General features: G+C 64.7%; 26 protein-coding genes and 1 tRNA gene. 19 read left to right on the plus strand and 8 right to left on the minus strand.

The features are described from left to right. Positions 1-188: 188 nt before the first annotated feature. The 10 genes from SNE34_RS00495 (at position 189) to SNE34_RS00540 (ending at position 9,239) form a co-directional block, all read left to right on the plus strand. Positions 189-1,607 carry a tyrosine-type recombinase/integrase gene (locus SNE34_RS00495; protein ID WP_332613683.1) on the plus strand — a complete coding sequence of 473 codons (1,419 nt, stop codon included), beginning with the start codon at positions 189-191 and terminating at the stop codon, positions 1,605-1,607. Positions 1,608-1,633: 26 nt separating this feature from the next. Further along, positions 1,634-2,185 carry a hypothetical protein gene (locus SNE34_RS00500; RefSeq protein WP_332613684.1) on the plus strand — a complete coding sequence of 184 codons (552 nt, stop codon included), beginning with the start codon at positions 1,634-1,636 and terminating at the stop codon, positions 2,183-2,185. Between the two features lie 87 nt (positions 2,186-2,272). Next, positions 2,273-2,512 carry a helix-turn-helix transcriptional regulator gene (locus SNE34_RS00505; protein WP_332613685.1) on the plus strand — a complete coding sequence of 80 codons (240 nt, stop codon included), beginning with the start codon at positions 2,273-2,275 and terminating at the stop codon, positions 2,510-2,512. Next, a complete protein-coding gene (locus tag SNE34_RS00510; RefSeq protein ID WP_332613686.1) occupies positions 2,509-4,485 on the plus strand; it encodes an AAA family ATPase in 1,977 nt (658 codons plus the stop codon). The genes SNE34_RS00505 and SNE34_RS00510 overlap by 4 nt, the downstream gene beginning before the upstream one ends. A gap of 48 nt (positions 4,486-4,533) precedes the next feature. Beyond that, positions 4,534-5,235, plus strand: coding sequence for a hypothetical protein (locus tag SNE34_RS00515; RefSeq protein WP_332613687.1), 702 nt, complete (start codon positions 4,534-4,536; stop codon positions 5,233-5,235). A gap of 745 nt (positions 5,236-5,980) precedes the next feature. Further along, complete coding sequence (locus tag SNE34_RS00520) at positions 5,981-6,718, plus strand: hypothetical protein (RefSeq protein WP_332613688.1); 738 nt, start codon at positions 5,981-5,983, stop codon at positions 6,716-6,718. Positions 6,719-6,721: 3 nt separating this feature from the next. Further along, positions 6,722-7,159, plus strand: a complete 438-nt coding sequence (locus SNE34_RS00525) for a hypothetical protein (protein ID WP_332613689.1) — start codon at positions 6,722-6,724, stop codon at positions 7,157-7,159. Next, a complete protein-coding gene (locus SNE34_RS00530) occupies positions 7,149-7,814 on the plus strand; it encodes a hypothetical protein (protein ID WP_332613690.1) in 666 nt (221 codons plus the stop codon). Before SNE34_RS00525 ends, SNE34_RS00530 begins: the two co-directional genes overlap by 11 nt. Next, positions 7,795-8,541: a phage terminase large subunit gene (locus SNE34_RS00535; protein ID WP_332613691.1), complete on the plus strand. Its 747-nt coding sequence runs from the start codon at positions 7,795-7,797 to the stop codon at positions 8,539-8,541. The genes SNE34_RS00530 and SNE34_RS00535 overlap by 20 nt, the downstream gene beginning before the upstream one ends. Further along, positions 8,532-9,239, plus strand: coding sequence for a hypothetical protein (locus SNE34_RS00540; protein ID WP_332613692.1), 708 nt, complete (start codon positions 8,532-8,534; stop codon positions 9,237-9,239). The genes SNE34_RS00535 and SNE34_RS00540 overlap by 10 nt, the downstream gene beginning before the upstream one ends. Here the strand turns inward: SNE34_RS00540 and SNE34_RS00545 are convergent. The 3 genes from SNE34_RS00545 to SNE34_RS00555 all read right to left on the minus strand — a co-directional run bounded on the left by SNE34_RS00545 (position 9,236) and on the right by SNE34_RS00555 (position 11,156). Next, positions 9,236-9,859 (minus strand): BglII/BstYI family type II restriction endonuclease, encoded by a 624-nt coding sequence (locus SNE34_RS00545; RefSeq protein WP_332613693.1) that lies wholly within the window; start codon positions 9,857-9,859, stop codon positions 9,236-9,238. The two genes, SNE34_RS00540 and SNE34_RS00545, sit on opposite strands and share 4 nt — an antisense overlap. After that, positions 9,856-10,734: a DNA-methyltransferase gene (locus SNE34_RS00550; RefSeq protein WP_332613694.1), complete on the minus strand. Its 879-nt coding sequence runs from the start codon at positions 10,732-10,734 to the stop codon at positions 9,856-9,858. Before SNE34_RS00550 ends, SNE34_RS00545 begins: the two co-directional genes overlap by 4 nt. 206 nt (positions 10,735-10,940) lie before the next feature. Next, positions 10,941-11,156 (minus strand): hypothetical protein, encoded by a 216-nt coding sequence (locus SNE34_RS00555; protein WP_332613695.1) that lies wholly within the window; start codon positions 11,154-11,156, stop codon positions 10,941-10,943. An 85-nt stretch (positions 11,157-11,241) separates the two neighbouring features. Between SNE34_RS00555 and SNE34_RS00560 the strand changes: the two genes are divergently transcribed. Beyond that, the gene (locus SNE34_RS00560) at positions 11,242-11,586 is read left to right on the plus strand and encodes a hypothetical protein (protein ID WP_332613696.1); all 345 of its coding nucleotides are present in this window, start codon (positions 11,242-11,244) and stop codon (positions 11,584-11,586) included. 155 nt (positions 11,587-11,741) lie between these two features. Here the strand turns inward: SNE34_RS00560 and SNE34_RS00565 are convergent. Beyond that, a tRNA-Phe gene (locus SNE34_RS00565) sits at positions 11,742-11,817 on the minus strand. Positions 11,818-12,011: 194 nt separating this feature from the next. On the opposite strand from SNE34_RS00565, the gene SNE34_RS00570 reads away from it, so the two are divergent. Next, a complete protein-coding gene (locus SNE34_RS00570; protein ID WP_332613697.1) occupies positions 12,012-12,446 on the plus strand; it encodes a DUF6491 family protein in 435 nt (144 codons plus the stop codon). Here the strand turns inward: SNE34_RS00570 and SNE34_RS00575 are convergent. From SNE34_RS00575 to ftsY, 4 genes are read right to left on the minus strand one after another with little or no spacing between them, the layout of a single operon-like run. After that, positions 12,425-12,697, minus strand: a complete 273-nt coding sequence (locus tag SNE34_RS00575; RefSeq protein ID WP_332613698.1) for an oxidative damage protection protein — start codon at positions 12,695-12,697, stop codon at positions 12,425-12,427. The genes SNE34_RS00570 and SNE34_RS00575 overlap by 22 nt on opposite strands. A gap of 23 nt (positions 12,698-12,720) precedes the next feature. Further along, positions 12,721-13,809, minus strand: coding sequence for an A/G-specific adenine glycosylase (mutY, locus tag SNE34_RS00580; RefSeq protein WP_332613699.1), 1,089 nt, complete (start codon positions 13,807-13,809; stop codon positions 12,721-12,723). After that, positions 13,806-15,107 (minus strand): AsmA family protein, encoded by a 1,302-nt coding sequence (locus SNE34_RS00585; RefSeq protein ID WP_332613700.1) that lies wholly within the window; start codon positions 15,105-15,107, stop codon positions 13,806-13,808. The genes mutY and SNE34_RS00585 overlap by 4 nt, the downstream gene beginning before the upstream one ends. A gap of 18 nt (positions 15,108-15,125) precedes the next feature. Continuing rightward, complete coding sequence (gene ftsY / locus SNE34_RS00590; protein WP_332613702.1) at positions 15,126-16,460, minus strand: signal recognition particle-docking protein FtsY; 1,335 nt, start codon at positions 16,458-16,460, stop codon at positions 15,126-15,128. A 13-nt stretch (positions 16,461-16,473) separates the two neighbouring features. Between ftsY and rsmD the strand changes: the two genes are divergently transcribed. The 7 genes from rsmD to SNE34_RS00625 all read left to right on the plus strand — a co-directional run bounded on the left by rsmD (position 16,474) and on the right by SNE34_RS00625 (position 22,159). After that, positions 16,474-17,208 carry a 16S rRNA (guanine(966)-N(2))-methyltransferase RsmD gene (rsmD, locus tag SNE34_RS00595; RefSeq protein ID WP_425604434.1) on the plus strand — a complete coding sequence of 245 codons (735 nt, stop codon included), beginning with the start codon at positions 16,474-16,476 and terminating at the stop codon, positions 17,206-17,208. Then, positions 17,209-17,712 carry a pantetheine-phosphate adenylyltransferase gene (gene coaD / locus SNE34_RS00600; RefSeq protein WP_332613706.1) on the plus strand — a complete coding sequence of 168 codons (504 nt, stop codon included), beginning with the start codon at positions 17,209-17,211 and terminating at the stop codon, positions 17,710-17,712. It begins immediately after the preceding gene. A 40-nt stretch (positions 17,713-17,752) separates the two neighbouring features. After that, entirely contained in the window at positions 17,753-18,253 is a 501-nt protein-coding gene (locus SNE34_RS00605; protein ID WP_332613708.1) for a hypothetical protein, read from the plus strand. 62 nt (positions 18,254-18,315) lie between these two features. Then, positions 18,316-18,567, plus strand: a complete 252-nt coding sequence (locus SNE34_RS00610; protein ID WP_332613709.1) for a YfhL family 4Fe-4S dicluster ferredoxin — start codon at positions 18,316-18,318, stop codon at positions 18,565-18,567. A 16-nt stretch (positions 18,568-18,583) separates the two neighbouring features. After that, positions 18,584-20,338, plus strand: a complete 1,755-nt coding sequence (gene ggt, locus SNE34_RS00615) for a gamma-glutamyltransferase (RefSeq protein ID WP_332613711.1) — start codon at positions 18,584-18,586, stop codon at positions 20,336-20,338. A gap of 205 nt (positions 20,339-20,543) precedes the next feature. After that, complete coding sequence (locus SNE34_RS00620; RefSeq protein WP_332613713.1) at positions 20,544-21,434, plus strand: MBL fold metallo-hydrolase; 891 nt, start codon at positions 20,544-20,546, stop codon at positions 21,432-21,434. 20 nt (positions 21,435-21,454) lie between these two features. Next, a complete protein-coding gene (locus tag SNE34_RS00625) occupies positions 21,455-22,159 on the plus strand; it encodes a TMEM43 family protein (RefSeq protein ID WP_332613714.1) in 705 nt (234 codons plus the stop codon). Positions 22,160-22,221 lie beyond the last annotated feature (62 nt).

Consider the following 22,221-nt stretch of genomic DNA (forward strand, 5'->3'; position numbering starts at 1 on the left):
GGGCCATACGGCCCGAATGTAAGCCATTGTTTCGTGGTAACTGTGCAATTGCACAGTTACAATTCTTAGATATTTCAAGCACTTAGCGTGCAAATGGTGGTAGGCTTCGATGGCCGGCGATGGTCGCCGGTGCAAGCCGAGTCGTGCCACAGTCGTGCCATAGCTCGGGCAACCCCGAGGACGCCGCTATGGCAACGCACAAGAGAAAGCCGCCGCAGACGCACCACCTAGACGACGATTACATCCGCAGCCGCGCGCGGCCCGCCAAGGGCAACGTGATCGACTTCGATGACCAGATCAATGGCTTCGCCGTTCGCTTTACACCCAAGGGAACGCCGACCTTCCTCTACTGCTATGGCAGCTCCCTTGCCGGGGGTAGTGCCCGCCGCATGGTCATCGGCAGGTGGACGCCGGACAGCGGCTTGTCCGCGTCATCAGTGATGCCCGCCATGCGTAAGCTCGCAAAATCCTATCGTGGGCAAGTCGATAACGGGCGCGACCCGTACAAGGAGCGCCAAGAAGCCGTAGACGAGCGCAAGGCCGCCGAGGCCGAGCGCAAAGCCGCGCAGCGCCGCGAGGAGGCAGAGGTTACCGTCGATGAGCTTTGCGACCTCTACCTAGCCGAGCATGGCCCCAAGCTGCGACCAGCCACGAAGCGCAAGACCGAGCTTCGGATGGCCCGTTATCTGCGCCCGGTGTGGGGCGAGCGCAAGGCCAAGGACATCACCAAAGCCGACGTGATCGCGCTACTCAAGCCGGTTCGAGCGGCGGGCAAGCGTTGCGAAGTCGTCCACATGCTGTCCATGGTGACGGGGCTGTTCAACTTCGCAGTGGATGACGACGAGCTAGAAGCCATCACCGACAACCCGGCGCGCGGCCTGAAGAAGAAGCTCATCACTAAGAACGAGCGACCACCGGCACGCGACCGCGCCCTGACGACCCAGCGCGAGTTCCGGGCGTTCTACCTCGTCACCCAGCCGGGCATCTACAAGGGCCAGGTCATGGGCAAGGACAAAGCCATGCACCCGGACGAGGCCGCCTGCCTGCGATTGATGATGCTCACCGGCTGCCGCCCGAGCGAGGCGGCGGGGTTGCCATGGTCGGAGGTCGATATGTTCGCCAAGGTGTGGAACAAGCCCGCCGACGTGCCGGGCCGTAGCAAGTCGCGCCGGGCCGATGTGGTGCCGCTGGTAGACGAGGCCATGGCGATATTGCAGGCGCGCAGGGGCAACGGCAGCGACTTCGTGTTCCCGGCGCAGCGCGGCATGGGCAAGAAGCCCCTGACAGAGAACCGGCTGGCCGGTGCCCTTCGCGGTGTCGGCCATCGGCTGGCACGCATGGGCATCGAACCATGGACGCCGCACGACCTTCGCCGCACCGTGACAACGGGGCTGTATGAAATCGACGTGGACACCTACCTAGTCAAGCGCACGTTGAACCACGCGACCACGGGCGTCACGGACACGCACTACAACAAGCACACGTTCATGCGACAGCGCCGCGCCGCGCTGGAGGGTTGGGCTGCCTATCTTGAACAGACGACGCGCGGCACCCGGCCCGACGTGCCCGACAACGTGGTCCCGTTCGCCAAGGTCGGAGGGCGATAGTCATGGACGCTAGCTTGCAAGAGAGGATGAAGGCGATAGTTGACGAAAGCCTACCGGGAGTGATGGGGAGCCTTGCCGAAGGTGGTCCCGTGGACGAGGGCGAGAAGACAACTGACTGGCAAGGTTTGCACCCGACAATGAACCGGCTTGCGGAAGATCGACCCGCGCTTGTGGAATTCGACCGTGACGCGCGCGCATGGTGCATCGATCACCTACCAGAAAGTGCCGCGGCCCGCGCGCTGCAGAAGCTGATAAGGCACTCGTCTCCAAAGGTGCGGTTAGCCGCCCTCGATAGCTTGTGGGACGACCCGAAAATTCCCGGCGTAATCGAATCCCGGCCCACGCCTTCGCGCGATCTAAGCACCGCCGAATTCATGGCGCAGTTCGATTCGGACGTCGCCGAGTTGATGCACGACAAGGGCATGACGAGACTTGAAGCCGAGACGGAATTCTTCTGGCTGTATGCCGAAATGCAGACCAACATCACGCGATGTCCTGAAAGGTCCAAGAACGCAGCGCAGGAAAAGTTGAACAAGGCGAAAGACGCTGCATATCACCGCGCCTATCGGAACAGCTAAAGCCCGGCGGCTTACGCCAACCTTGCCTACGTAACTGCTTCGCGCCATAGCTTAGGTGCCACCGAAACAGCAACAGCGGTGGCAATCATGGCAACGAAGCAAGACCTGAAAGACGTCCTCGACGACTTCCTCACTGCGCGCGAAGCCGCAGCGGAAATCGGGGTTCACGTTCGGACCCTCAAGTACTGGAAGGCCACGGGCTACGGCCCCGATCACTTCTACATCGGCAAGCGGTTGTTCTACCGCCGTTCGGACGTGGTTGCTTGGCTCCAAGGCATCAGCGAGACCAAGGCCCCAGTGACCAAGGGTCGAAAGGTGCGCGCATGAAAGCCGACACCGCGCCGATTAAACGCGTCCTCGCACTACTCGGCGGGGTAACGCAGCCCGACAAGAATCAATGGCTCGTGCGCTGCCCTGCACATGACGACCACACGGCATCACTCTCCGTCAGTGTGGACGAAGACGGTACCGTGGCCCTCTACTGCCATAGAGGATGCTCGGCGAAAAAGGTATGCGAGGCCATCGGCCTGACCTTGCCCGACCTGTTCCCGCCGAAAGGCAAGGCAACGAAGCCCACGAAGGCGAAGGCGAAACCCAAGCCGACCGCCAAGGCGAAGCCCGCCAAACCGATCACCGATGAGGATCGGGACGAGGCAAAGCAGGCCGCCAAGAAACTCGGTCCCAGTTCGCTGGTCGGGTTCAAGCTGGCGGACGTCTACCCGTACCGCGATGCGAGCGGCAAGGTGTGGGGCTGGCGCGCACGGTATGAGTCCAAGACGGGCGGAAAGCAGATAAAGCCCTTCCACCATGACGGGAACGAATGGGTACTGAAGGAACGCAAGCCGCCGCGCGCTGGCAAGCCCCTATATCTCCTGCCCGAAGTGCTGGCCGCTGCGGACCCGGTGTTCATCGTGGAAGGCGAAAAGTGCGCCGACACGCTGGCCGCTATCGACATTGCAGCGACCACAAGCGGCGCAGCTAGCAGCGCGGGCAAGGCCGATTGGACGCCACTGGCCGGCCGCCGCTGCATCGTATGGCCCGACAACGACGACCCCGGCGAAAAGTACGCCGCCGACGTGGCGGCCAAGCTGACGGCGCTGGGCTGCGACGTGAGCATTATCGATGTTGCCGCGCTCGGCCTGCCAAACGAGGGCGACGACGCCGCCGACTGGTTGCAGGCCTACCCGACCGCGACCGCCGACGACGTGCTCAATCTGTCCACCATCGAAGCAACGACGCAGGAAGCGGTCAACTTGATTCGCGCGTCTGATGTCGCCCCCAAGTCGATCAATTGGCTGTGGGATGGCTACCTCGCGCGCGGAATGCTCGGCTTGCTTGCTGGTGATGGCGGTACGGGCAAGACGACCCTAGCCCTGACCATCGCCGCAGCGATAACGACCGGCGGCAAGCTGCCCGATGGCACGAAGGCGTCCAGGGGTAGCGTGATCATGTGGACGGGTGAGGACGCGATAGCCGAGGTCTTGGTTCCTCGTCTAATCGAAGCGGGAGCCGACCTAGATCGCGTCCACTTCGTCGCTTCCACAGGTGAGGGGCAGTTCTTCGACCCAGCTACCGACATGCCCGCGCTGGAACAGCAGACGCAGCGTGCCGGCGACGTTGCTCTGGTGATTGTCGATCCGATCGTGAGCGCCATCGTGGGCGACAGCCACAAGAACGCCGAAGTCCGGCGCGGCTTGCAACCGTTGATGACCTTGGCCGCGAACACGGGCGCTGCCGTTATCGGGATCACCCATTACGCCAAGGGCACCGCCGGCCGTAAGACAAATGATCGAGTGATCGGGTCGGTTGCCTTCAGCGCCGTGGCCCGCGTTGTGCTGGCGACCGTGATGGGTGCCGATGGCGAATGCCGCCTAGTGCGTAGCAAGAGCAACATTGGCCCGCATGGTGACGGCTTTACCTACTCCATCGAAGTCGTCCAACGGGAGTTCGATGGTGTGCCCGCATCGGTGAGCAAGATCGTATGGGGGCCAGCATTGTTCGGCTTCGCGGATGAGTTGCTGGGCCAGCTAGAGGGCAAGCGCAATCCGAGGGACGAAGCGGCGGATTGGCTGTATGCCGTGCTGCAGGATGGCCCGGTGCCGAGCAAGGAGCTGAAGGCCAAGGCCGCGGAAGACGGCTTGGCATGGCGCACCATCGAGCGCGCCAAGGAGGCCCTGACCGTCGTGGCGGAACGTAAGGCGACCACCGGCAAGGGACGCGGCAACGGTGAGTGGATATGGCGCCTGCCCAATTCCGCGCGTGAGGCCGCACAGGAACTGCGGAAGGCCAAGTACCAATGACCTGCCGGCAAACGCATAATCAAATCCGGGTCGGAGTAGGAGTGCGACATGCCGCCGCTCGCATTGAAGGAAGGAACGGGTCATTGGCACCCGACCTCCATACATAAGCTCGTTGAACTCCTGGAAAAGGGCATTCGGGGTGGTCGAGGATACATTCACTGCTATGCGCTCACGCGAAACATCGCATACAACTTGCAATATCTACAATATCTTGAGCGAACGCTGCTTGATCTAAAGCTAACTAGCGTTCTAGAGACGCAAACATGGAAGACGCAGATCATAGTTGGTTGTGGAGTTATTGAATCTCTGCTCCATTACTTAATTATCGCAAGTGGAAATCAGGCGACGGCAGACTGGGAGGTTAGGCAGGAGTTTACCGGTGTCAACAAAACGGTAGATGGGAAGATTTATCGTATTGATTCGGTGTTCAAGCAGAAGCTAGCCTTGCCGAAGCCAGTAGAGATGACCTTCGATGCCATGCTCAAGAAGGCTGAAAGCAAGCGTCTTCTCGGAGAGGATCACACTTTGTACTCTAGATTGAAGCGACTTCGACCGCTTCGTAATCGCGTGCATCTGCAAGCAATTGCGACGACGGCCGATCACGATTTCAATGCGTTTACCAATCTTGACCAGCGACTAATGATGCAGGTGGTGCACGCTGTTTTTACTGGAGCGACCTTCACGCCCTCAGTTGAGCAGCGCCGTTACTTTGCCTATCTGGATAGGTATAACGAGCCGATCGAAGAATAGTGCAGCGAAGCGGTTATATGGCCCGTAGCGACCAACCTGCCCGGCACCCGGTAGGGGTATAGCTGGGCAGGGGTGCGCCGGCCTTGTGGGGCCACACACACTATAAAACGGGCGTGTCGCCCGGTGTCCGGTGGGGTATTCGGCTGGTGGCGTCGATATTTAGTCACTTCGGGCAGGTGCTCGCGCGCCTACTCGCGTGGGGGCTGGCGGTGTGGCGGCCTTGGCGGGGTTTTCGGGCTGCGAGCGTTGCCCCGTAAAGGTTGTTTAAGGCAGCCATGAAGCTTCGACGGCTTGGCGGTCTTAAACGCTTGGCGGTGTTGAAAATTAAGGCCGCCAACACCGCCACGCACTGGCGGCCTTAAACAACCCTTATAAATAAAGGCTATTGAGAGTGTTTTAGGTTCAAGGCCGCCAAATTATCGGTGGTGTAAAGCAATGGCGGTGTTAAAGCCCGCCGGGTACGCGAGCGGCGACACACTTTCCGGCTTTGTTCGCGCAACGCCTGATAGCTGAGCCTTGGCGGTTATTTGTAGGCATGGGCACCGAGCAACCCCGTGCTAGACCGCTGCGACCTTTGCTGCGTAAGGCTGTGCGCTCGGTTCCATGTCACTTTATGACGTTATGGCACGACCTTGGCACGATTCTTCGGGTGCTACGGGTTTTTGCGTCGGGTTACGCGACGTGCCCCTACGTAATCGGCGCAGTCGGCATCGTTGGCGAAACCCACAGCCAGAGGGCTACCGCCATGACCAACCCTATAGACGCTCGCATCGCTGCCGACAACCGAGCCGTCCGCGCGATGGAACGACGCGAACGGGCCAAGGCACCGAAGCTGCCCCGGCCCGCCTCCGACGGCATCTATAACGAGCCGTTCGCGAACTACGGTGAAGACTCCGGCTTGCTCTTTCGACAGGAGACGGTCGCCAAATTCACAGCGCTCAATAACGAGGTCACGAAGCTCTACAAGAACCCCGTGCTCACCTCTAACGAGAAGGTGCTGAGCGCTGAGACGAAGGTAAAAAAGCTGGTCGCCGCCGTCGAACAGGATATTCAGGAGCAGTGGCACCTTATCGGCCGCAAACGTACCGACATATCCGGCCGCATGGCGAACGCGCTGCGTGCGCCGCGCGAGGACTGGCGCGCATCCGCGTTGGAGGTCCGTTCGGTGCTCCGGGGCATGTCCCACGACGAGCGGAATGCGTTCCTTAGGTCGATGTCCGGGGATGCCGGTGATGACGCCATGCTGATCAAGTACGCGGTTGCCAGCGTGCCCCCGGAGCTGTCGGGCGTGCCGTTCGAGACCCACAAGGACATGAGGGACCTCCTGCTGGCCCTGAATGATCCGAAGCTGCTCACCGAACCGAAGGACCTTGAAGAGCGAACGCAGCGCCTGAAAGCGCTGGAGCAAAACGTGCCGCTGATGGCTCGTGAGCTTGTGGACCTCGACCGGGCCGCCGCGCTGCGGTCGCTCACCGAGGACTAAGCGATGGCCGCCGAAGCCCCCATGACCCCGGCACCAGACGCAGGCGGCGGGCGGCTGGGTCGCTGCGAAAAACCGAGTCAATTTCCGCGACGGTGGGCGGAGGCCATGGAAGGCCACTTACCGTCCCAAGTTCTGCGCCCGCTGCGGGATGCCCGAGACCGTCGTCTTTCAAAAACGAACCGGCTCGCCGCGCTCGATTCCGCGCGGTTCGCCTTGAGTGTGCGGGAGCGCAACTGGAGAGCGACGGACAACAGTCTCGATGAAATGCAGGAAAAGCGCGGCGTTGAGTACGTAGACCCCAGCGACCCGGCTCAGGCGGCTGCGTTCGTCGAACGTATCGACCTAAAGGCGTTGAGCAAGAGCCGCCGGATCGAGGTAGCAATCGAAGTCGCCAAGCTGGAAATCGAGCGGCTCGATAAGGAGCTATACCGTGGGCCGTAAAGGCGTCGTGTGCCAAGTGTGCGACCACGCGGACCGCGCAAGCATAGAGCTTGGTCTGGCGAACAAGGTGCCGATCCGGGTACTCGGTAAGCGGTACGGCGTGCATCACGACGCGGTCTATCGTCACGGCCGGAATCACATGCCGCCCGAGTTGCACGCGCAGCTAATGACCCGTGGGCGCATGACCCCGCAGGACTTGGAGAACCTCCGCATCACAGAGAGCGAAGGCGTGCTCCAGCATCTCGTGGCGGTACGCGGTCGGCTCTACGGACTCATGGACTTCGCCGAGCAACAAGAGGACTACAAAGGCGCGGCGACGATTGGCGGGCAGATTCTTCGCAACGTCGAGATCACCGCTAGGTTGCTCGGGGAACTGCAAACGGGAACGGTCAACGTCACCAACAATCTGCTAATCGCCGACGAGTACCACGGCCTGCGAACGGCAATCATGCAGGCGTTGCGAGGGCATCCCGAAGCCCGCGCCGACGTGGCCGCCGCGCTTAAGCAGTTGGAATCTCCCGACACGCCACTGCAGGAAACGCCAGAGGAACGCGAAGCCGCAGCGCCGGCGTTGGCGAAGGCGCGCGACGTGACCCGGCGCAGCCGAGCCAAGGCAATCGAAGGGGAGGCCAAGCGTGTCGATCCTCGCGCGTGATCTCAACCGGATGCTCAACCCCGCACAGCTAATGCGCGATGCCGGGATGGAGCCGGACGCATGGCAGGCCGACGTACTCAACAGCGATGCGCGTCGGATGCTGCTGCTGTGTTCGCGTCAGTCTGGCAAGTCCACGACGTGCGCCGCGCTCGCAGTGAATCAGGCCATCTATGACCCCGGCCTAGTGCTGCTGATTGCGCCGGCACAACGCCAGAGTTCCGAGTTGTTCCGCAAGGTCAATGAGGTCTATCGCGCGCTGCCCGACGTACCGCGCATCGTTCAGGAGTCGGCCATGCGCCTGGAGCTTGCCAACGGCAGCCGCATCATCGCTCTGCCCGGCACCGAGGGCACCATCCGAGGCTATAGCGGCGCAAAGACGGTGATCGTGGACGAGGCCAGCCGCGTGGATAACGCATTGTTCGCCGCCGTGCGCCCGATGCTGGCGACGACTCAAGGCCGCTTCGTTGCGCTGACGACGCCTTACGGCAAACGCGGATGGTTCTACGAAGCATGGGAGCACGGCCAAGGATGGGAACGCACGATGGTCACGGCCGCCGACTGCCCGCGTATTGACCCCGTGTGGCTGGAAGAAGAACGCGCGCTTATCGGCGATTGGCAGTTCCGCCAGGAGTACGGCTGTGAGTTCGTGGACACCGATGAGCAATTTTTCGCCAGCGAGCTAATCGAAGCCGCGCTGACCAGCGAGGTGACGCCGCTATGGAGCTGAAAACTTACATCACCGTGCCCAGCGACCACCCCCGCGTGGACGGCGAGGTAGGGCTACTGCTGACGCGGAAATTCGCCGTCGGAATCGACGTGGGTCAAGCGCATGACCCTACGGCTATCTGCATCGTGTCGAGCATCACCACGACGACGGCGAAGCCCGAGCTTGCGGCACTGAACCCGCATCCGCATCCCCGGTACGAAGTGCTCCATTTGGAACGATTGCGGCTCGGGATGCCGTACCCGCAGCAGGTCGATCACATTGAGGGCTTGTTGAACCGCGCGCCGTTGAACCGGCTGTCACCGCGCGTCCTCGTGGACTACACGGGTGTAGGTCGCCCCGTGTTCGATATGTTCGCCGGACGTCGAGCATTGCGCGGGGCGCAGGGCGTCGTCATCACTGGAGGCCGCGAGACTTCGCGCACGCCCGCGGGCTGGTCGGTGCCCAAGGGCGAGCTAGTGAGCAAGCTGCAAGCGCTGCTCCACAGCGGCGGGCTACTCATCGCGAACAGCCTGCCCGATGCTGCCGTGCTGGCGCGCGAGCTACAGGACTTCCGTGTTCGCTTTACCGAAGCGGGCAACGCGACGTTCAACGCGCGCGAGGGCGCTCACGATGATTTGGTCCTTGCGCTGGCGCTCGCCGTGTTCGGGCTAAGTCGCCCCGTGCCGGCTACGTCGGTGGACGTGGCGTGGCCGCGCTAAGGTTCAATACCGATAAGAATGAGTGGAACCGCAGGCACTCCACGGCCTTGGCGCACAAGGTTGGAAAGCTCGCCTTCGTAGTATGCAACGCCACTGGACATGTGATCCTGAAGGCTCTTCATAGGCAGAATCTCGATCCCGACGTCTATTTTGTCGCCGACATAGAACGCCATGTGCTTCACAAAGAGATCGTATGCAACGAACGAATACTTTCCGAATTGAACCTCAACGGCTACGCGATCCTTCACGAAGTCTGTTTGGTTATAGCTGCCGATGGCCCGATGCCCTGCTTCCTCAATTTCCTTCCGTTGCTCAGCGGCCTCCATTCCAAGCGTGCGCCGGATTAGACGAGCATCATCCGTGACGTAATACGAATACCGATCCTCGTGCCACTCCAGCGAAGATAAAGCAGTCTTGAAACACTTGTTCATCTCGATCGGACTGTAGAGCATTCCATCCGCGAATTTCCCCATTTTACGCGCTTCTTTTGTAGCTTTTGTCCGGCAGCCTTCAGCATCTATGGCCTCGATTACGGTGTTGATCTCCGCCCACTGCTTTGGCTTGTGCACCAGGAGAAATTCATGTCCGTTCAAGTGCGAATAAATCTGAGCGATCCTCAATGGCCACCTCGCGGCTTAGAAGGGTCATATACGGGCTTCCCCATAGGGCGGGTACGAAGTGTTCCCGCGCGAAGTTCACGTACACGTTCCCAGGCGATCTTGACGTACTTCTTATCTAGGTCGCAACCGTAGCCGTGACGGTCGTTTTTGATGGCTGCAACAACACTGGAGCCGACGCCCATATACGGGTCTAGAACGTTGTCTCCCGCGTCGGTCATTGAGAGAACAAGGCGTTCAACCAATTCAACGGGAAACTGACACGGGTGCTCTGTTTTTTCGACGTGATTCGATTTTACATTCGGAATTATCCACATATCGCCTGGGTTTTTGCCTAGCGGGTTTGCAGATAGTTGGCCAGCTTTCGGTCCTTTGAAGTGCTTCTTGTTTGGGTATTTTGAGGGCACTCGCACGGGATCCAGGTTGAACGTGTACTTGTCACCTTTCGTGAACCATAAAATTGTTTCGTGGCGACCCGAGAAACGCTTAGTGCAATGGAGTCCATGCTCAAAGTGCCAAACAATTCGGTTCCGTAACTTGAGGCCGAGTTGTTTGAATAGGGGGTAGATCGCCATATCCAGCGGCACGACTTCCCCATCACTGGCTATATGGTTGCCGACTTGCCAGCAAATCGAACCTCCCGGATGCAATAGTCGAACGCACTCGGCGATGGTCTTGGCTTGATCAGCAAGGTAGCGTTCCAACGAGGTACGGCGCTCGTAGCGTTTGCCAATGTTGTACGGGGGCGAAGTAACGATCAGCTTCATGCTGTCGCTTTCCAGACCACGCATGAAATCCATGTTATCCGCCGCCGCCAAGTGCGCTTGATGGTCGGTGTCTAGCGGAATGATCTTTGCCGGCGCGGCTTGTGGTGCCATGGTCTCTCTCCCGTTGGACAGGGATGGTAGCCGGGTCCAGTCTCAGAACGTAAGTCTCGTGAGGCGTCTAGATGCCCCGGTGCCGAGTGCTTCGCTTCCGTTCGACCGGACTCCGCTGGGAGGACACAGCTTCAGTGGTGGCCTAGGCACCGGGGCGGGAACATCGTGGCGCGCGGCGCGCTGTGCAGCCATCGGCGAACGGTGCGCTATGGCGTAGGAAAATCCTGATCGACCACCCGCAACCGGTCGAGCGTCACCGCCCCGCCGGCCTGTAGTTCTACGATTGCCCAGTCGCCCCACAATCGCAGGGGCGACGCCGTGCGTGCCGTGTACGTCGTGCCACCAACGGCGCGCCGCACTTCGACCAGCGTGCCGACGGGGTGCGCGGCGTTCCAGGCTTCGACTTGGACGGGGCTCATCATGGCGGCAGTGTGGCCGCGCGGCGTCTCAGCCCCTGAGACGGTTAGGCGGAAGATCCGTCTTGGGCACTTTCGCTCAGGAGGGATCATGGATCGTTGGGATTGGATGGCCGTTCGGGCGTATGTGCCCACCGCCGGGCTGCTGCTGGCCGCGCTGGTATCGACGGGGGTTCTTACGCGGTTGCAGGCCAGCCCGCTTCTCGCGGGCCTCGTCAGCGGTGGCAAGTGGTTGCCCGTGCTGCTGCTCACAGCGGCCGTGGTGCACTTTGCGTGGGTGACCTACCGCTTGTGCCAAGCCGACAAGGGCAAGGGCCTGCTGTGCGGCTGCGGCGGGCTGCTAGGCCACGAACGCGCGGGGAGGGCGAGCCGTGGCGGTGCCTACCGTCGCTGCTACGCCTGCGGCAGAAACATCAATCATCACCGATACGAGTAGCACGCATCGCAACCGGGGCAGGGTGGGCAGCGTCGTGCCACAGTCGTGCCATAGCGCGTGCCGGGCCACGCTGGTGACGTTCGGCCATCCCAGAAACGAAAAACCCCGCATCGGCTGTAACCGTTGCAGGGCTTACGTTTCACGCTGCCACCAAATGGTGGCCGGGGAGGGAATCGAACCCCCGACACGGGGATTTTCAATCCCCTGCTCTACCAACTGAGCTACCCGGCCACGATCACGGCAGGCCGTGTGAGCAGCGGGATGATACGGGGGCGACCGGAAGCTGGCAAGCCGCATGCACGCTGAATGATGGCCGGCACCGGATTGGGTGGCATGGCGCGGGGGTGCATGATGCAAGGGCAGCGGGTCGTCGGCGCTCGCCCGACCGCGCTGCGCTTCCTTTTTCGCTGTCGCGGGAGTCGACCATGAAGACTTTTGTCCTTGCCATTGCCGCCGCGCTCGTGCTGGGCGCATGCGCAACCGGTCCGCGCCTGCCCGACGACCAGCGCACGCAGATCTATCGCGAGGCCGCCGGTGCACCGGTCGGCAATTTCCATTACTTCGGAACGCTCGACGGCTGGAAGTCGATCAGCGACACCGCGTTGGTGGTCTGGGTGCGGGCGCGGGATGGCTACCTGCTGACATTGAGCGCTTCGTGCCCGCAACTGGACTTCGCCCACGCCATTTCGGTGGACGACCGCAACGGCCGGGTGTACGTGGGCGACAGCGTGCGCGTGCTGGGCGAGGGCCCGACCTTTCCCTGCCAGATCGCCGAAATCCAGCCGCTCGATCGCGACGCCGCGAGGCGCGCCGAGGCCCAGGCGGACGCCGCCGCGCTTCAGGTCTCGGGCGGAACATAGCCCGGCGGCTTTTCGGCCTCGCCACCGAACAGGAACTTGAGCATCTCCGCTTCGAGCATCGTCCGGTGTTCGGGGTTCATCGGCGACAACCGGTTCTCGTTGATCAACATGGTCTGGTGGGCCAGCCAGGCGGCCCAGGCGGACTTGCCGATGTGCGCGTACACGCGCTTGCCGGCGGCGCCGGGCCAGGGCACGAAATCGAGCCCTTCGGTTTCGCGTTTCTGGTACTCGCAGTAGACGGTGCGGGACATGGCTGAGCCTTTGCGGATAACGGTCAGTGGCTGGCTTCGAGCAGGCGGCGGATCGGGGCGGGGATGCCGAGCGTCGCCAGTGCCGCCGGCTCGACCCAGCGCAAGTCGTCATTGTCGCCGACCGCATCGCGCAGGGCGATGCCGTGCCATCGCCGCGGTTGCAGCTCGAGTTTGTAATGGCTGAAGGCGTGGGCGACCGGTGGCAGGGTTTCGCCACGCTCGAAGTCGCCGCGCAGCCGATGCTCGAACCAGTGGCGCGCGCCGGCTTCGTCGTCGGCCTGCGGCAACGTCCACAGCGACGCCCAGATGCCAGTCGGTGGGCGTCGCTGCAACAGCACGCGCCCCTGCGCGTCGTACAGCCACAACACCAACGCGTGGCGTTGCGGGATTGTCTTGCCGGGGCGCGGCGTGGGCAGCTCTGCAGTGCGGCGTTCGGTCCGGGCGATGCAGTCGACCTGCAACGGGCAGCGTGGGCACGCCGGCTCGCCGCGCGTGCAGACGGTGGCGCCGAGGTCCATCTGGGCCTGGGTGTAGTCGGCCAGACGCGCCTGCGGCAGGTGGTCTTCCGCGAGTGTCCACAGCGATTTCTCGACCGCCGGCGTCCCCGGCCAGCCATGCACGCCGTGGTAGCGCGCGAGCACGCGCTTGACGTTGCCGTCGAGGATCGCGTGGCGATCGCCCCATGCCTGCGCCGCGATCGCGGCCGCGGTGCTGCGGCCGATCCCGGGCAGCGCGATCAACGCATCGATGTCGCGCGGCAGCTCGCCGTCGTGGCACTCCATGCACAACCGCGCGGCCGCATGCAGGTTGCGTGCGCGGGCGTAGTAGCCCAGGCCGGACCACAGGGCGAGGACATCGTCGAGCGGTGCCGCGGCCAACGCGGCGAGGTCCGGCAACGCAGCGACGAAACGCTCGAAATACGGCGCGGCGGTGCGGACCTGGGTCTGCTGCAACATGATTTCCGACAGCCATACCCGGTACGGCGTGCGCGGGTGTTGCCACGGCAGGTCGTGGCGACCGTTGAGGTCGAACCAGTCGAGCAGGCGGTTGGCGAAGCTGTCTTCGCCAGCGCCGATGAGGTCGTTGCCGGGCGTGATGGCGGCGATGCTCATGGCGTCGCCCCGGCGTCTTCGAACTCGATCTCGACGCCTTCCAGCACTGCGCCGTAAATTTCCAGCCGCGGCGTGCTCAACCGACCGTCCAATGGCGGCAGCGGCGTGCCGGTGGCGAGCTGGTCGAGCCAGTCGAGCACCCGCGGCAGCCGGAAATCCACGTCAAACCGGGTTTCATCGCGGCGCAGTTGCAGCCCGGTATTGCCCGACAGGTTTGCAGGCCCGCGGTAATCCAGCTTGAAAGTCATCGTTGAGTCCGACTGCCCCAACGGCGGCGGCAGCGTCGGCCAGCCATTTGGCCATGCCACCAAGGCTCCATCCAGTCGCAAGCTGAGCGCGTCCTGCCAGGCGAACGCGCCGTGGGCGACGAAATCCGGCACCACGCCGTCGCCGCGCAGGACCGCGCCCAGCGGCGCGATGGTGAAACGACCGTCGTCATATCGCAGCGGGCCGGCCAGACCGTAGACGAACGGCAAGGGCTGGTCGCCGCCTAGGTACCGTGCTTCGGCGCCGAACTTGAAGCCGTCCAGTCCGACGCCGTCATCGCCATCGTGCAACCGCCCGGACAGGTGCAGCCGCATCGGCATGCGCCAGTCGGGCGTGGCCACGGTGGCGATGCCGGACGCGCCGAGACCGGCGTCGAGGGCGGGACGGGTGAGCGCCAGTTGCAGGTCGAACGGCACCGTGGTGTCGCCGTTGACGAAGCGGCCGCCAACGCGCGCGGCGAGCGCCTGCTCCGGATGCAGGGCCGGCAGGTCGATCCCGAGACGGTCGACTGACCAGCCGTCGCCGATCACCGTGCCGCGAACGATCCGCAGGCCATCGGTAAGGGTTGGGATCTGCACTTCCGCCGCCGGCGGTCGGCCCTCGCGCCAGCGTTGCAGCGCGGCGAGGTCGAGCCGTGGCGCGTCGACCTCGACCCGGCGCACGGTCAGGTCGAGGCCGCCCGCGTCCGAACCGACCGAGCGCAGCGTCGACCACGGCAGCGACAGGTAGATCCGCTCGGCGGTCAGCAGCGGCGTCTCGGCGCCGGACTGGCGGGCAACCACGTCGCGCACCACCAGTCGCGGGGTGCCGCGAAGGTGGTATTCGGCGGCGCCGCTGCTGCTGATCTGCAGGTCGAGCGCGGCACCGAGGCGGTCGAGGATCAGGTCGGCGACCTGCCGCGGCCGCGTCATCCAGCTCAGGCTCAGCAGCAACATCAGCAGCAGGGCCAGGCCGGCGCCCTTGGCGATGATCAGCCGCCAGCGGCGGCGGATGCGCTGCGGCGGCTCGGCTGGCGCTGGTGTCGCGCCCACGCGCGCTCGACCCCGGCGCTAGGCGCCGAGCGTCTCCGGCAGCAGGGCGTCGACGAATGCTTCGGCGTCGAACACGCGCAGGTCCTCGGGCCGTTCGCCGATGCCGGCGAAACGGATCGGGATGCCGAACTCGCGTGCCAGGGCGAACACCACGCCACCCTTGGCGCTGCCATCGAGCTTGGTCACCACCAGCCCGGTCACGCCGACCGCGGCGTGGAACTGGCGCAGCTGCGACAGCGCGTTCTGGCCGGTGGTGCCGTCGATCACCATCAGCACCTCGTGCGGCGCGGCGGGGTCGAGCTTGGCCAGCACCCGCTTGATCTTGCCCAGCTCGGCCATCAGTCCCTGCTGGGTGTGCAGGCGACCGGCGGTATCGGCGATCAGCACCTGAGTGCCGCGCGCCTTGGCCGCCTGCAGCGCATCGAATGCGACCGAAGCGGCGTCGGCGTTCTGGCCCTGGGCCACGACCGGGACACCGTTGCGCTCGCCCCATGCCTGCAATTGCGCCACCGCGGCGGCGCGGAAGGTGTCGCCGGCGGCCAACATCAAAGGCCGGCCCTCGTCCTTGAAGCGCTTGGCCAGCTTGCCGATGGTGGTGGTCTTGCCGACGCCGTTGACGCCGACGGTCAACAGCACGAATGGCTTGGCACCGGTGTCGATTTGCAGCGGCACTGCGACCGGTTTCAGCAACGCCAGCAGGTCGCTGCGCAGCGCGCCGAGCAGGGCATTGGCGTCGGCGAACTCGCGCGCCTTGGTGCGTTTGCGCAGGTCCTCGACGAGGTCGGTGGTCGCGGCGACGCCGACGTCGGCGGTGATCAGTGCGGTCTCGATCTCGTCGAGCAGGTCGTCGTCGAGCTTGGGGTGGCGCGAGAACATGCCGCCGAAACTGCGTGCAAACAGGCTGCCGCCGAGACGCTCGCGCCAACCTGATTTCTCGGCGCGGGCCGGGGCGGGCGCGACCGGCTTGTCGACGACGGTGGGTGCGGGGGCGGGCAGCGGGCTCGGGGATTCGGGTGCGGTCTGGACCGGTGGCGAGGCAGCCGGCGTCGGCATCGGCATCGGCACGGGGCGCGGAGCCAGTTGCGAATCGACTTCAAGCGCGGCAGCGACCACCTCGGCAGGTACCGGTCGCGGCTCGGTGGGCGCGGAAGCAGGCTCGCCGTCAGGTTCAGGCGTCGCCGCAGGGGACTTGACCGGCGCCGCTTCCACCACCGCTGCCGGCTTCTCGTTCGGCTCGTCGCACGATCCCTCGGTCGACGGAAACGCCGCGGCCAGCTCCTCGGTGCTGTAGCGCCGAGTCGACGGGCTCGATGCAGGTGTTTCAGGTTTCTTGCGGCGGAAAAAACTGGCCATCGAGGCAGGGGCTCTGAAACATGTTGGACAATGCGCGCATGCTAGCACTGGCCATTACCGGCGCCCGATGAGGAAGCCCGTGTCCAACACTCCGTCAAGGCCCCGCGCCGGCAACGCGTCCGGTGCCGGGCAGGTCCGCCTGATCGGCGGGCGCTGGCGTGGCAGCAAGCTCGCAGTGGCAGATGCCCCCGGCCTGCGGCCGACCTCCGACCGCGTCCGTGAAACCCTGTTCAACTGGCTGCAGCCGATGTTGCCGGGTGCCCGCGTGCTCGACCTGTTCGCCGGCAGTGGCGCGCTCGGGCTGGAAGCGTTGTCGCGCGGCGCGGCGTCGGCGGTGCTGGTCGAACGCGACCCGGCGTTGGCGGCGAGCGTGCTGGCGACCACCTGGCGCCTGCCCGGTGGCGAGGCGGCCGCGGTGGTGCAGGCCGACGCGTTGGCCTGGCTGCCCGCGCAGCCACGCGCCAGCTTCGACCTGGCTTTTGTCGATCCACCGTTTGCCGCCGGGCTGCATGGCCAGGTCCTGGCCGCATTGGCGCCGCTGCTCGCCGAACGTGCCTGGCTCTATATCGAGTCCGCACTGGCTGAAAACCCGGATATGCCGCCGGGATGGTGCGTGCATCGCGAAGGCCGCACCCGTGAGGTCCGCTACGCCCTTTATCGCCGCCTGCCGTCGGCCGGCGCGCCCGCTGATACACTGGACGACGACCCGGCAGGCGCCAACGCCAGCCTCCACGAGCCTCGTGACTGAATGACCCCGGCCCGCAACCGCATCGCCGTCTACCCCGGCACCTTCGACCCGATCACCAACGGTCACGTCGACCTGGTGAACCGCGCCGCACGGTTGTTCGACCACCTGATCCTCGGCGTCGCCGAAAGCCCGGCCAAGAGTCCGGCGCTGCCGCTGGACCTGCGGGTGCGGCTGGCGCGCGAGGCCGTCGCCCATCATCCGCATGTCGAGGTGATCGGCTTCGATTCGCTGCTGGCGCATTTTGTCGCCGAGGTCGGTGCCGGCGTGCTGCTGCGCGGCCTGCGCGCGGTGTCGGATTTCGAGTACGAGTTCCAGCTGGCGAGCATGAATCGCCACCTGATCCCGGAGGTCGAGACCCTGTTCCTGACCCCGGCCGAGCAATACGGCTTCATTTCCTCATCGCTGGTTCGCGAGATCTCCCGCCTCGGCGGCGACGTCTCCGGTTTCGTGCCGCCGGCGGTGGCCAACGCGCTGCAGGAGCAATGGCAGCGCATCGATGCGTGACTTGTTGACCATTTTTGTTCCAACCAAAACGGGGATTCCCATGAACACCACGACTCGCCTGCTGTTGATCGCCCTGCTCTCGATGCCGCTGCTGGCCGCCTGCCAGAAGGAAGAGGCTCCGGCCGAAGATACCGCCGCGGTCAAGGCGCCGCTGACCCGCCCGGCCACCAACGATGACGCCGAGTGGGGCGCCTACCTGTCCGACGTGGTCACCCGCAACATGGGCGACGTCACCCGCAGCCCGTACCTGTACTACCTCCCCGGCTCCGACAGCGCCGGCTTCGAGGGCGCGCGCGAGCGCCTGACCGAGGAAGTCTCGATGGCCATGCAGCGCGGCATCGTCGAGGGCAACCTGGTCGCATTCGGCTCGCCGGAGTCGGCGATGATGGCCGACATCATCGTCAACGCGTTCACCAAGGTCGATCCGGGTTCGATGAAGGGCGTGGTGCTGCTGTTCATCGGCGATGCGGCCGACAACGAGCGGGTCAAGGCCGCGGTCGCGCCGGCCGGCGTGGAATACAAGTTCGTCGAAGCCAAGTGATCCAGCAGTCCGCGCCCGCACGCGGGCGCGGACTTGCCGGGACAACCGGCCGACCATCCCCCATGTCCCTCAAGATCAACGAACTCTGCGTCAACTGCGATGTCTGCGAGCCGGCCTGTCCGAACCAGGCGATTTCGCAGGGCGAAAGCATCTACGTGATCGACCCGGCGCGATGCACCGAATGCGTCGGCCATTTCGACGAGCCGCAATGCGTCGTCGTCTGTCCGGTCGAATGCATCGACCCGGATCCGGATATTCCCGAAACCCACGACCAGCTGCTGGCGAAGTTGATGAGGTTGCAGCAGGGTCAATAACCCCCGAGGAACCGCGATGCCCATTGCGCTGCGAACCGTCTTGCTGGCCGGCTTTCTGGCCTCCACCGCGTTGTCGGGTTGCACCACGGCGACGTCCGCGCAGGCACAGGAATCCAAACAGGAAAGCGCTGCCGCGGCGACCGCGACAACGCCGCCGGGCACCGCGATCGCCAGCGGCCATGCGCTGGCGACCGAGGCGGGTTTGGAGATGATCCGCGCCGGCGGCAATGCGTTCGATGCGGCGGTCGCGGTGTCATCGACCCTGTCGGTGGTCGAGCCGATCAGCTCCGGGCTGGGCGGTGGCGGTTTCTTCCTGTTGCACGACGCTGACACCGGCGAGGACGTGTTCGTCGATGCCCGCGAGATCGCGCCGGAAGCGGCGACCCCGGAGGCCTATCTCGACGAGAACGGCGACCTCGACCGCAACCGCGCCACCAACGGTCCGTGGTCGGCCGGCATCCCCGGCCTGCCGGCCGCGCTGGTCCACCTGGCGCAGGAGTACGGCGAGCTGCCGTTGAGTACCACCCTGGCGCCGGCGATCCGCATCGCCCGCGATGGCTTCCCGATCTACGAGCGACTGGAGCGCGGTTACGCCCGCCGCAGCGAGGTGATGGAGCGTTACCGTGGCACCCGCGAGGTGTTCCTGGCCGATGGCGATCCGCCGCAGGTCGGCGAGACGCTCAAGCAGCCCGACCTGGCCCGCACGCTCGAGCTGTTGGCCGAGAAGGGCTTCGAAGGCTTCTACAGGGGCGACGTCGCCGACAAGCTGCTGGCATCGATCGAGGAAGAGGGCGGCCAATGGACCGCCGAGGAACTCGCCGGCTACGAAGTCCGCGTGCGCGAGCCGATCGAGTTCGACTACCGCGACTGGCATGTCGTCACCGCGCCGCCGCCGTCCTCGGGCGGGGTGGCGCTGGCGCAGATGCTGCAGATCCTCGAGGGCTGGGACCTGGCCGAACTCGATGAGGCCAAGCGCACCCACCTGATCGTCGAGGCGATGCGCCGCGCCTACCGCGACCGCACGATCTACCTGGGCGATCCGGACTTCGTCGACATGCCATTGGAGATGCTGACCGATCCGGGTTACGCCGCCGGCCTGCGCGCCACCATTCACCCGGACAAGGCGACCCCGAGCGACCTGCTGTCCGGCCAGCCGGTGCCTCTGGAAGACGAGGAGACCACCCACTTCTCGATCATCGACGGCGACGGCAACCGCGTGTCCGCGACCCAGACCGTCAACCTGCTGTACGGCTCCGGCCTGGTCGCGCCCGGCACCGGCGTGATCCTCAACGACGAGATGGACGACTTCGCGCTCAAGCCCGGCACCCCGAACGCGTTCGGGGTGATGGGTTTCGACGCCAACGCGGTCGAGGCCGGCAAGCGCATGCTCAGTTCAATGTCGCCGACCATCATCGAGTCGCCGCAAAAACTCGCCGTGCTCGGCGCACCGGGTGGCAGCCGGATCATCACCGAGGTGCTGATCGGCATCCTCGGCTACGACGCCGGGCTTGGCGCCCAGCAGGTCGCCGCGTTGCCGCGCATCCACCACCAGTGGATGCCCGACGTGATCTCGGCCGAGCCGGACGCGCTCGATGCCGAAACCATCAAGGCGCTGCAGGCAATGGGCCACATCGTCAACGCCGGCGAGGACACCTGGGGCAACCTGCAGACCGTTGCGTGGGACAAACAGGCCGACACCCTCTCGGGCGGCACCGACCCGCGCAACCCGGTCGGCGATGCGGACGTGCTGCTGGAGTCGGCCACGCGCTGAAACCCCAAATGTAGGAGCGACGTGAGTCGCGACCTGTACATCATGCGTAGAAGCGTCATGAGCAATGGCCATCGTCGACCGATCAAGGCCATGTACAGGTCGCGACTCACGTCGCTCCTACAGTGTTTTGGCGGTTCCCTTGGCCGTGCCGATGGTCGATCATGGCGATAACGCAGCCACGACTGCGAGTACGTTGGAGCCGACGATGAAACTCTGGTCACTGCTGGGCAACAGTCAGAAGCTCGACGGCGGCGCCATGTTCGGCAACGCGCCGCGGGCGATGTGGGCCAACTGGTCGGCGCCGGACGAACACAACCGGATCGAACTGGCCTGCCGCGCGCTGCTGGCCAGCCCGCTGGCAGGCAAGACGGTCCTGTTCGAAGCCGGCATCGGCGCGTTCTTCGAGCCGAAACTGCGCGAACGCTATGGCGTGGTGGAGGATCGCCACGTGCTGCTCGAATCGCTGGCCAGCGCCGGCTTCAGGCCCGACGACATCGACGTCGTGGTGTTGTCGCACCTGCACTTCGACCACGCCGGCGGCCTGCTCGCGCCGTATTCGGAAGGCGAGCCGCCGCGACTGGTGTTCCCGAACGCGAGCTACGTGGTCGGGCGCGAACACTGGCAGCGCGCGATCGCGCCGCATCCGCGCGACCGCGCCAGCTTCATCCCCGAATTGCCGGGCCTACTCGAGGCCACCGGTCGGCTGGAGCTGGTCGATGGCGCGCACTCCAGGACTCTGGGAAATGCCGTGCGCTTCCATTACAGCGACGGCCATACGCCGGGGTTGATGCTGTCGGAAATCGTCGGCCCGGAGACCGTCGATGGCCAGCCGCATGGCGGCGTGGTGTTCTGCGCCGACCTGATTCCCGGCCGGCCGTGGGTGCACGTGCCGATCACGATGGGTTACGACCGCAACGCCGAGTTGCTGATCGACGAGAAGAAGGCGTTCCTTGCCGACAAGCTCGAGCGCAACGTCCACCTGTTCTTCACCCATGATCCCGGCTGCGCGCTGGCGCAGGTGAGCCGTGACGAACGCGGCCGCTACGCCACCACCCATGAGGTGGCCGAACTGCAGGCGAGGGCGCTGGCGGCATGAACTGGCGGCTCGGCCTGGCGGTGCTGCTGCTGGCCAGCGGCGCCGCCTTTGCCCGGGACAAACCGGCAACGCCGGTTCCGCAAGGGATTCCGGAGCCGGGCGCGGAGTTGCGCGATCGCGACTTCGGGGTCGGCACCGATCAGTTCGGCCTGGACAGGCGGGTCGAGATGTACCAATGGCGAAGGGTCGGCGAGGATCGTTACGAGCGGGTCTGGAAGGCCGCATGGATCGACTCGTCCGGGTTCGCCGAGGGGCATCGCAACCCTCCGGAACTGCCGCTCGACAGCCGTCGCTGGTGGTCCTCCAGCGCGACCCTGGACGGCAAGCCGCTGGACAAGATGGTGCTGAAATCGCTCGGCCAGTGGCGGGATTTTCGCCCCGGGTTCTCGCGGCTGCCGGGCAATCTCGCGGCGACTTTCCAGCCCGAGGGCGATGGCCTGATCAGCTCGCAGAATCCGCTTGATCCGCAGGTCGGCGACCTGCGGATCAGCTGGCGGGAACTGACCCTGCCGCCGCTGCAGGGCAAGGTCGAGTTGCGTGACGGTCGCTGGCAGTTGGCGTCGCAAGCGCGCGCTGTACCCGACGTCGGCGCCGATCCGGCGATGCGGGCGGCGGAGACTGTGCAGGCGCCGTCGGAAGGAGATTCTCGATGGTGGGCGTGGCTGCTTGGCGGCATAGCACTGGTGGCGGTCATCGTGGCCGCCAAGCGCCGCCGCCGCGGCTAAGCTACCCCGCGCGTCGATCCTGTAGGAGCGGCTTTAGCCGCGATCCAGAACCGGTGCGGGCG

The organism is Novilysobacter erysipheiresistens, assembly GCF_036663935.1.
Classification (GTDB): Bacteria; Pseudomonadota; Gammaproteobacteria; order Xanthomonadales; family Xanthomonadaceae; genus Novilysobacter; species Novilysobacter erysipheiresistens.

Bases quoted from the DNA above. Each gene is read 5' to 3' on its own strand.
- SNE34_RS00555 (WP_332613695.1), bottom strand. From the start codon at position 11,156: ATGATGAGCCCCGTCCAAGTCGAAGCCTGGAACGCCGCGCACCCCGTC.
- SNE34_RS00605 (WP_332613708.1), top strand. From the start codon at position 17,753: ATGAACACCACGACTCGCCTGCTGTTGATCGCCCTGCTCTCGATGCCG.
- ggt (WP_332613711.1), top strand. From the start codon at position 18,584: ATGCCCATTGCGCTGCGAACCGTCTTGCTGGCCGGCTTTCTGGCCTCC.
- SNE34_RS00505 (WP_332613685.1), top strand. From the start codon at position 2,273: ATGGCAACGAAGCAAGACCTGAAAGACGTCCTCGACGACTTCCTCACT.
- ftsY (WP_332613702.1), bottom strand. From the start codon at position 16,460: ATGGCCAGTTTTTTCCGCCGCAAGAAACCTGAAACACCTGCATCGAGC.
- SNE34_RS00495 (WP_332613683.1), top strand. From the start codon at position 189: ATGGCAACGCACAAGAGAAAGCCGCCGCAGACGCACCACCTAGACGAC.
- coaD (WP_332613706.1), top strand. From the start codon at position 17,209: ATGACCCCGGCCCGCAACCGCATCGCCGTCTACCCCGGCACCTTCGAC.
- SNE34_RS00570 (WP_332613697.1), top strand. From the start codon at position 12,012: ATGAAGACTTTTGTCCTTGCCATTGCCGCCGCGCTCGTGCTGGGCGCA.
- SNE34_RS00525 (WP_332613689.1), top strand. From the start codon at position 6,722: ATGGCCGCCGAAGCCCCCATGACCCCGGCACCAGACGCAGGCGGCGGG.
- SNE34_RS00575 (WP_332613698.1), bottom strand. From the start codon at position 12,697: ATGTCCCGCACCGTCTACTGCGAGTACCAGAAACGCGAAACCGAAGGG.
- SNE34_RS00500 (WP_332613684.1), top strand. From the start codon at position 1,634: ATGAAGGCGATAGTTGACGAAAGCCTACCGGGAGTGATGGGGAGCCTT.
- SNE34_RS00610 (WP_332613709.1), top strand. From the start codon at position 18,316: ATGTCCCTCAAGATCAACGAACTCTGCGTCAACTGCGATGTCTGCGAG.
- SNE34_RS00515 (WP_332613687.1), top strand. From the start codon at position 4,534: ATGCCGCCGCTCGCATTGAAGGAAGGAACGGGTCATTGGCACCCGACC.
- SNE34_RS00520 (WP_332613688.1), top strand. From the start codon at position 5,981: ATGACCAACCCTATAGACGCTCGCATCGCTGCCGACAACCGAGCCGTC.
- SNE34_RS00560 (WP_332613696.1), top strand. From the start codon at position 11,242: ATGGATCGTTGGGATTGGATGGCCGTTCGGGCGTATGTGCCCACCGCC.
- SNE34_RS00540 (WP_332613692.1), top strand. From the start codon at position 8,532: ATGGAGCTGAAAACTTACATCACCGTGCCCAGCGACCACCCCCGCGTG.
- SNE34_RS00620 (WP_332613713.1), top strand. From the start codon at position 20,544: ATGAAACTCTGGTCACTGCTGGGCAACAGTCAGAAGCTCGACGGCGGC.
- SNE34_RS00550 (WP_332613694.1), bottom strand. From the start codon at position 10,734: ATGGCACCACAAGCCGCGCCGGCAAAGATCATTCCGCTAGACACCGAC.
- mutY (WP_332613699.1), bottom strand. From the start codon at position 13,809: ATGAGCATCGCCGCCATCACGCCCGGCAACGACCTCATCGGCGCTGGC.
- SNE34_RS00510 (WP_332613686.1), top strand. From the start codon at position 2,509: ATGAAAGCCGACACCGCGCCGATTAAACGCGTCCTCGCACTACTCGGC.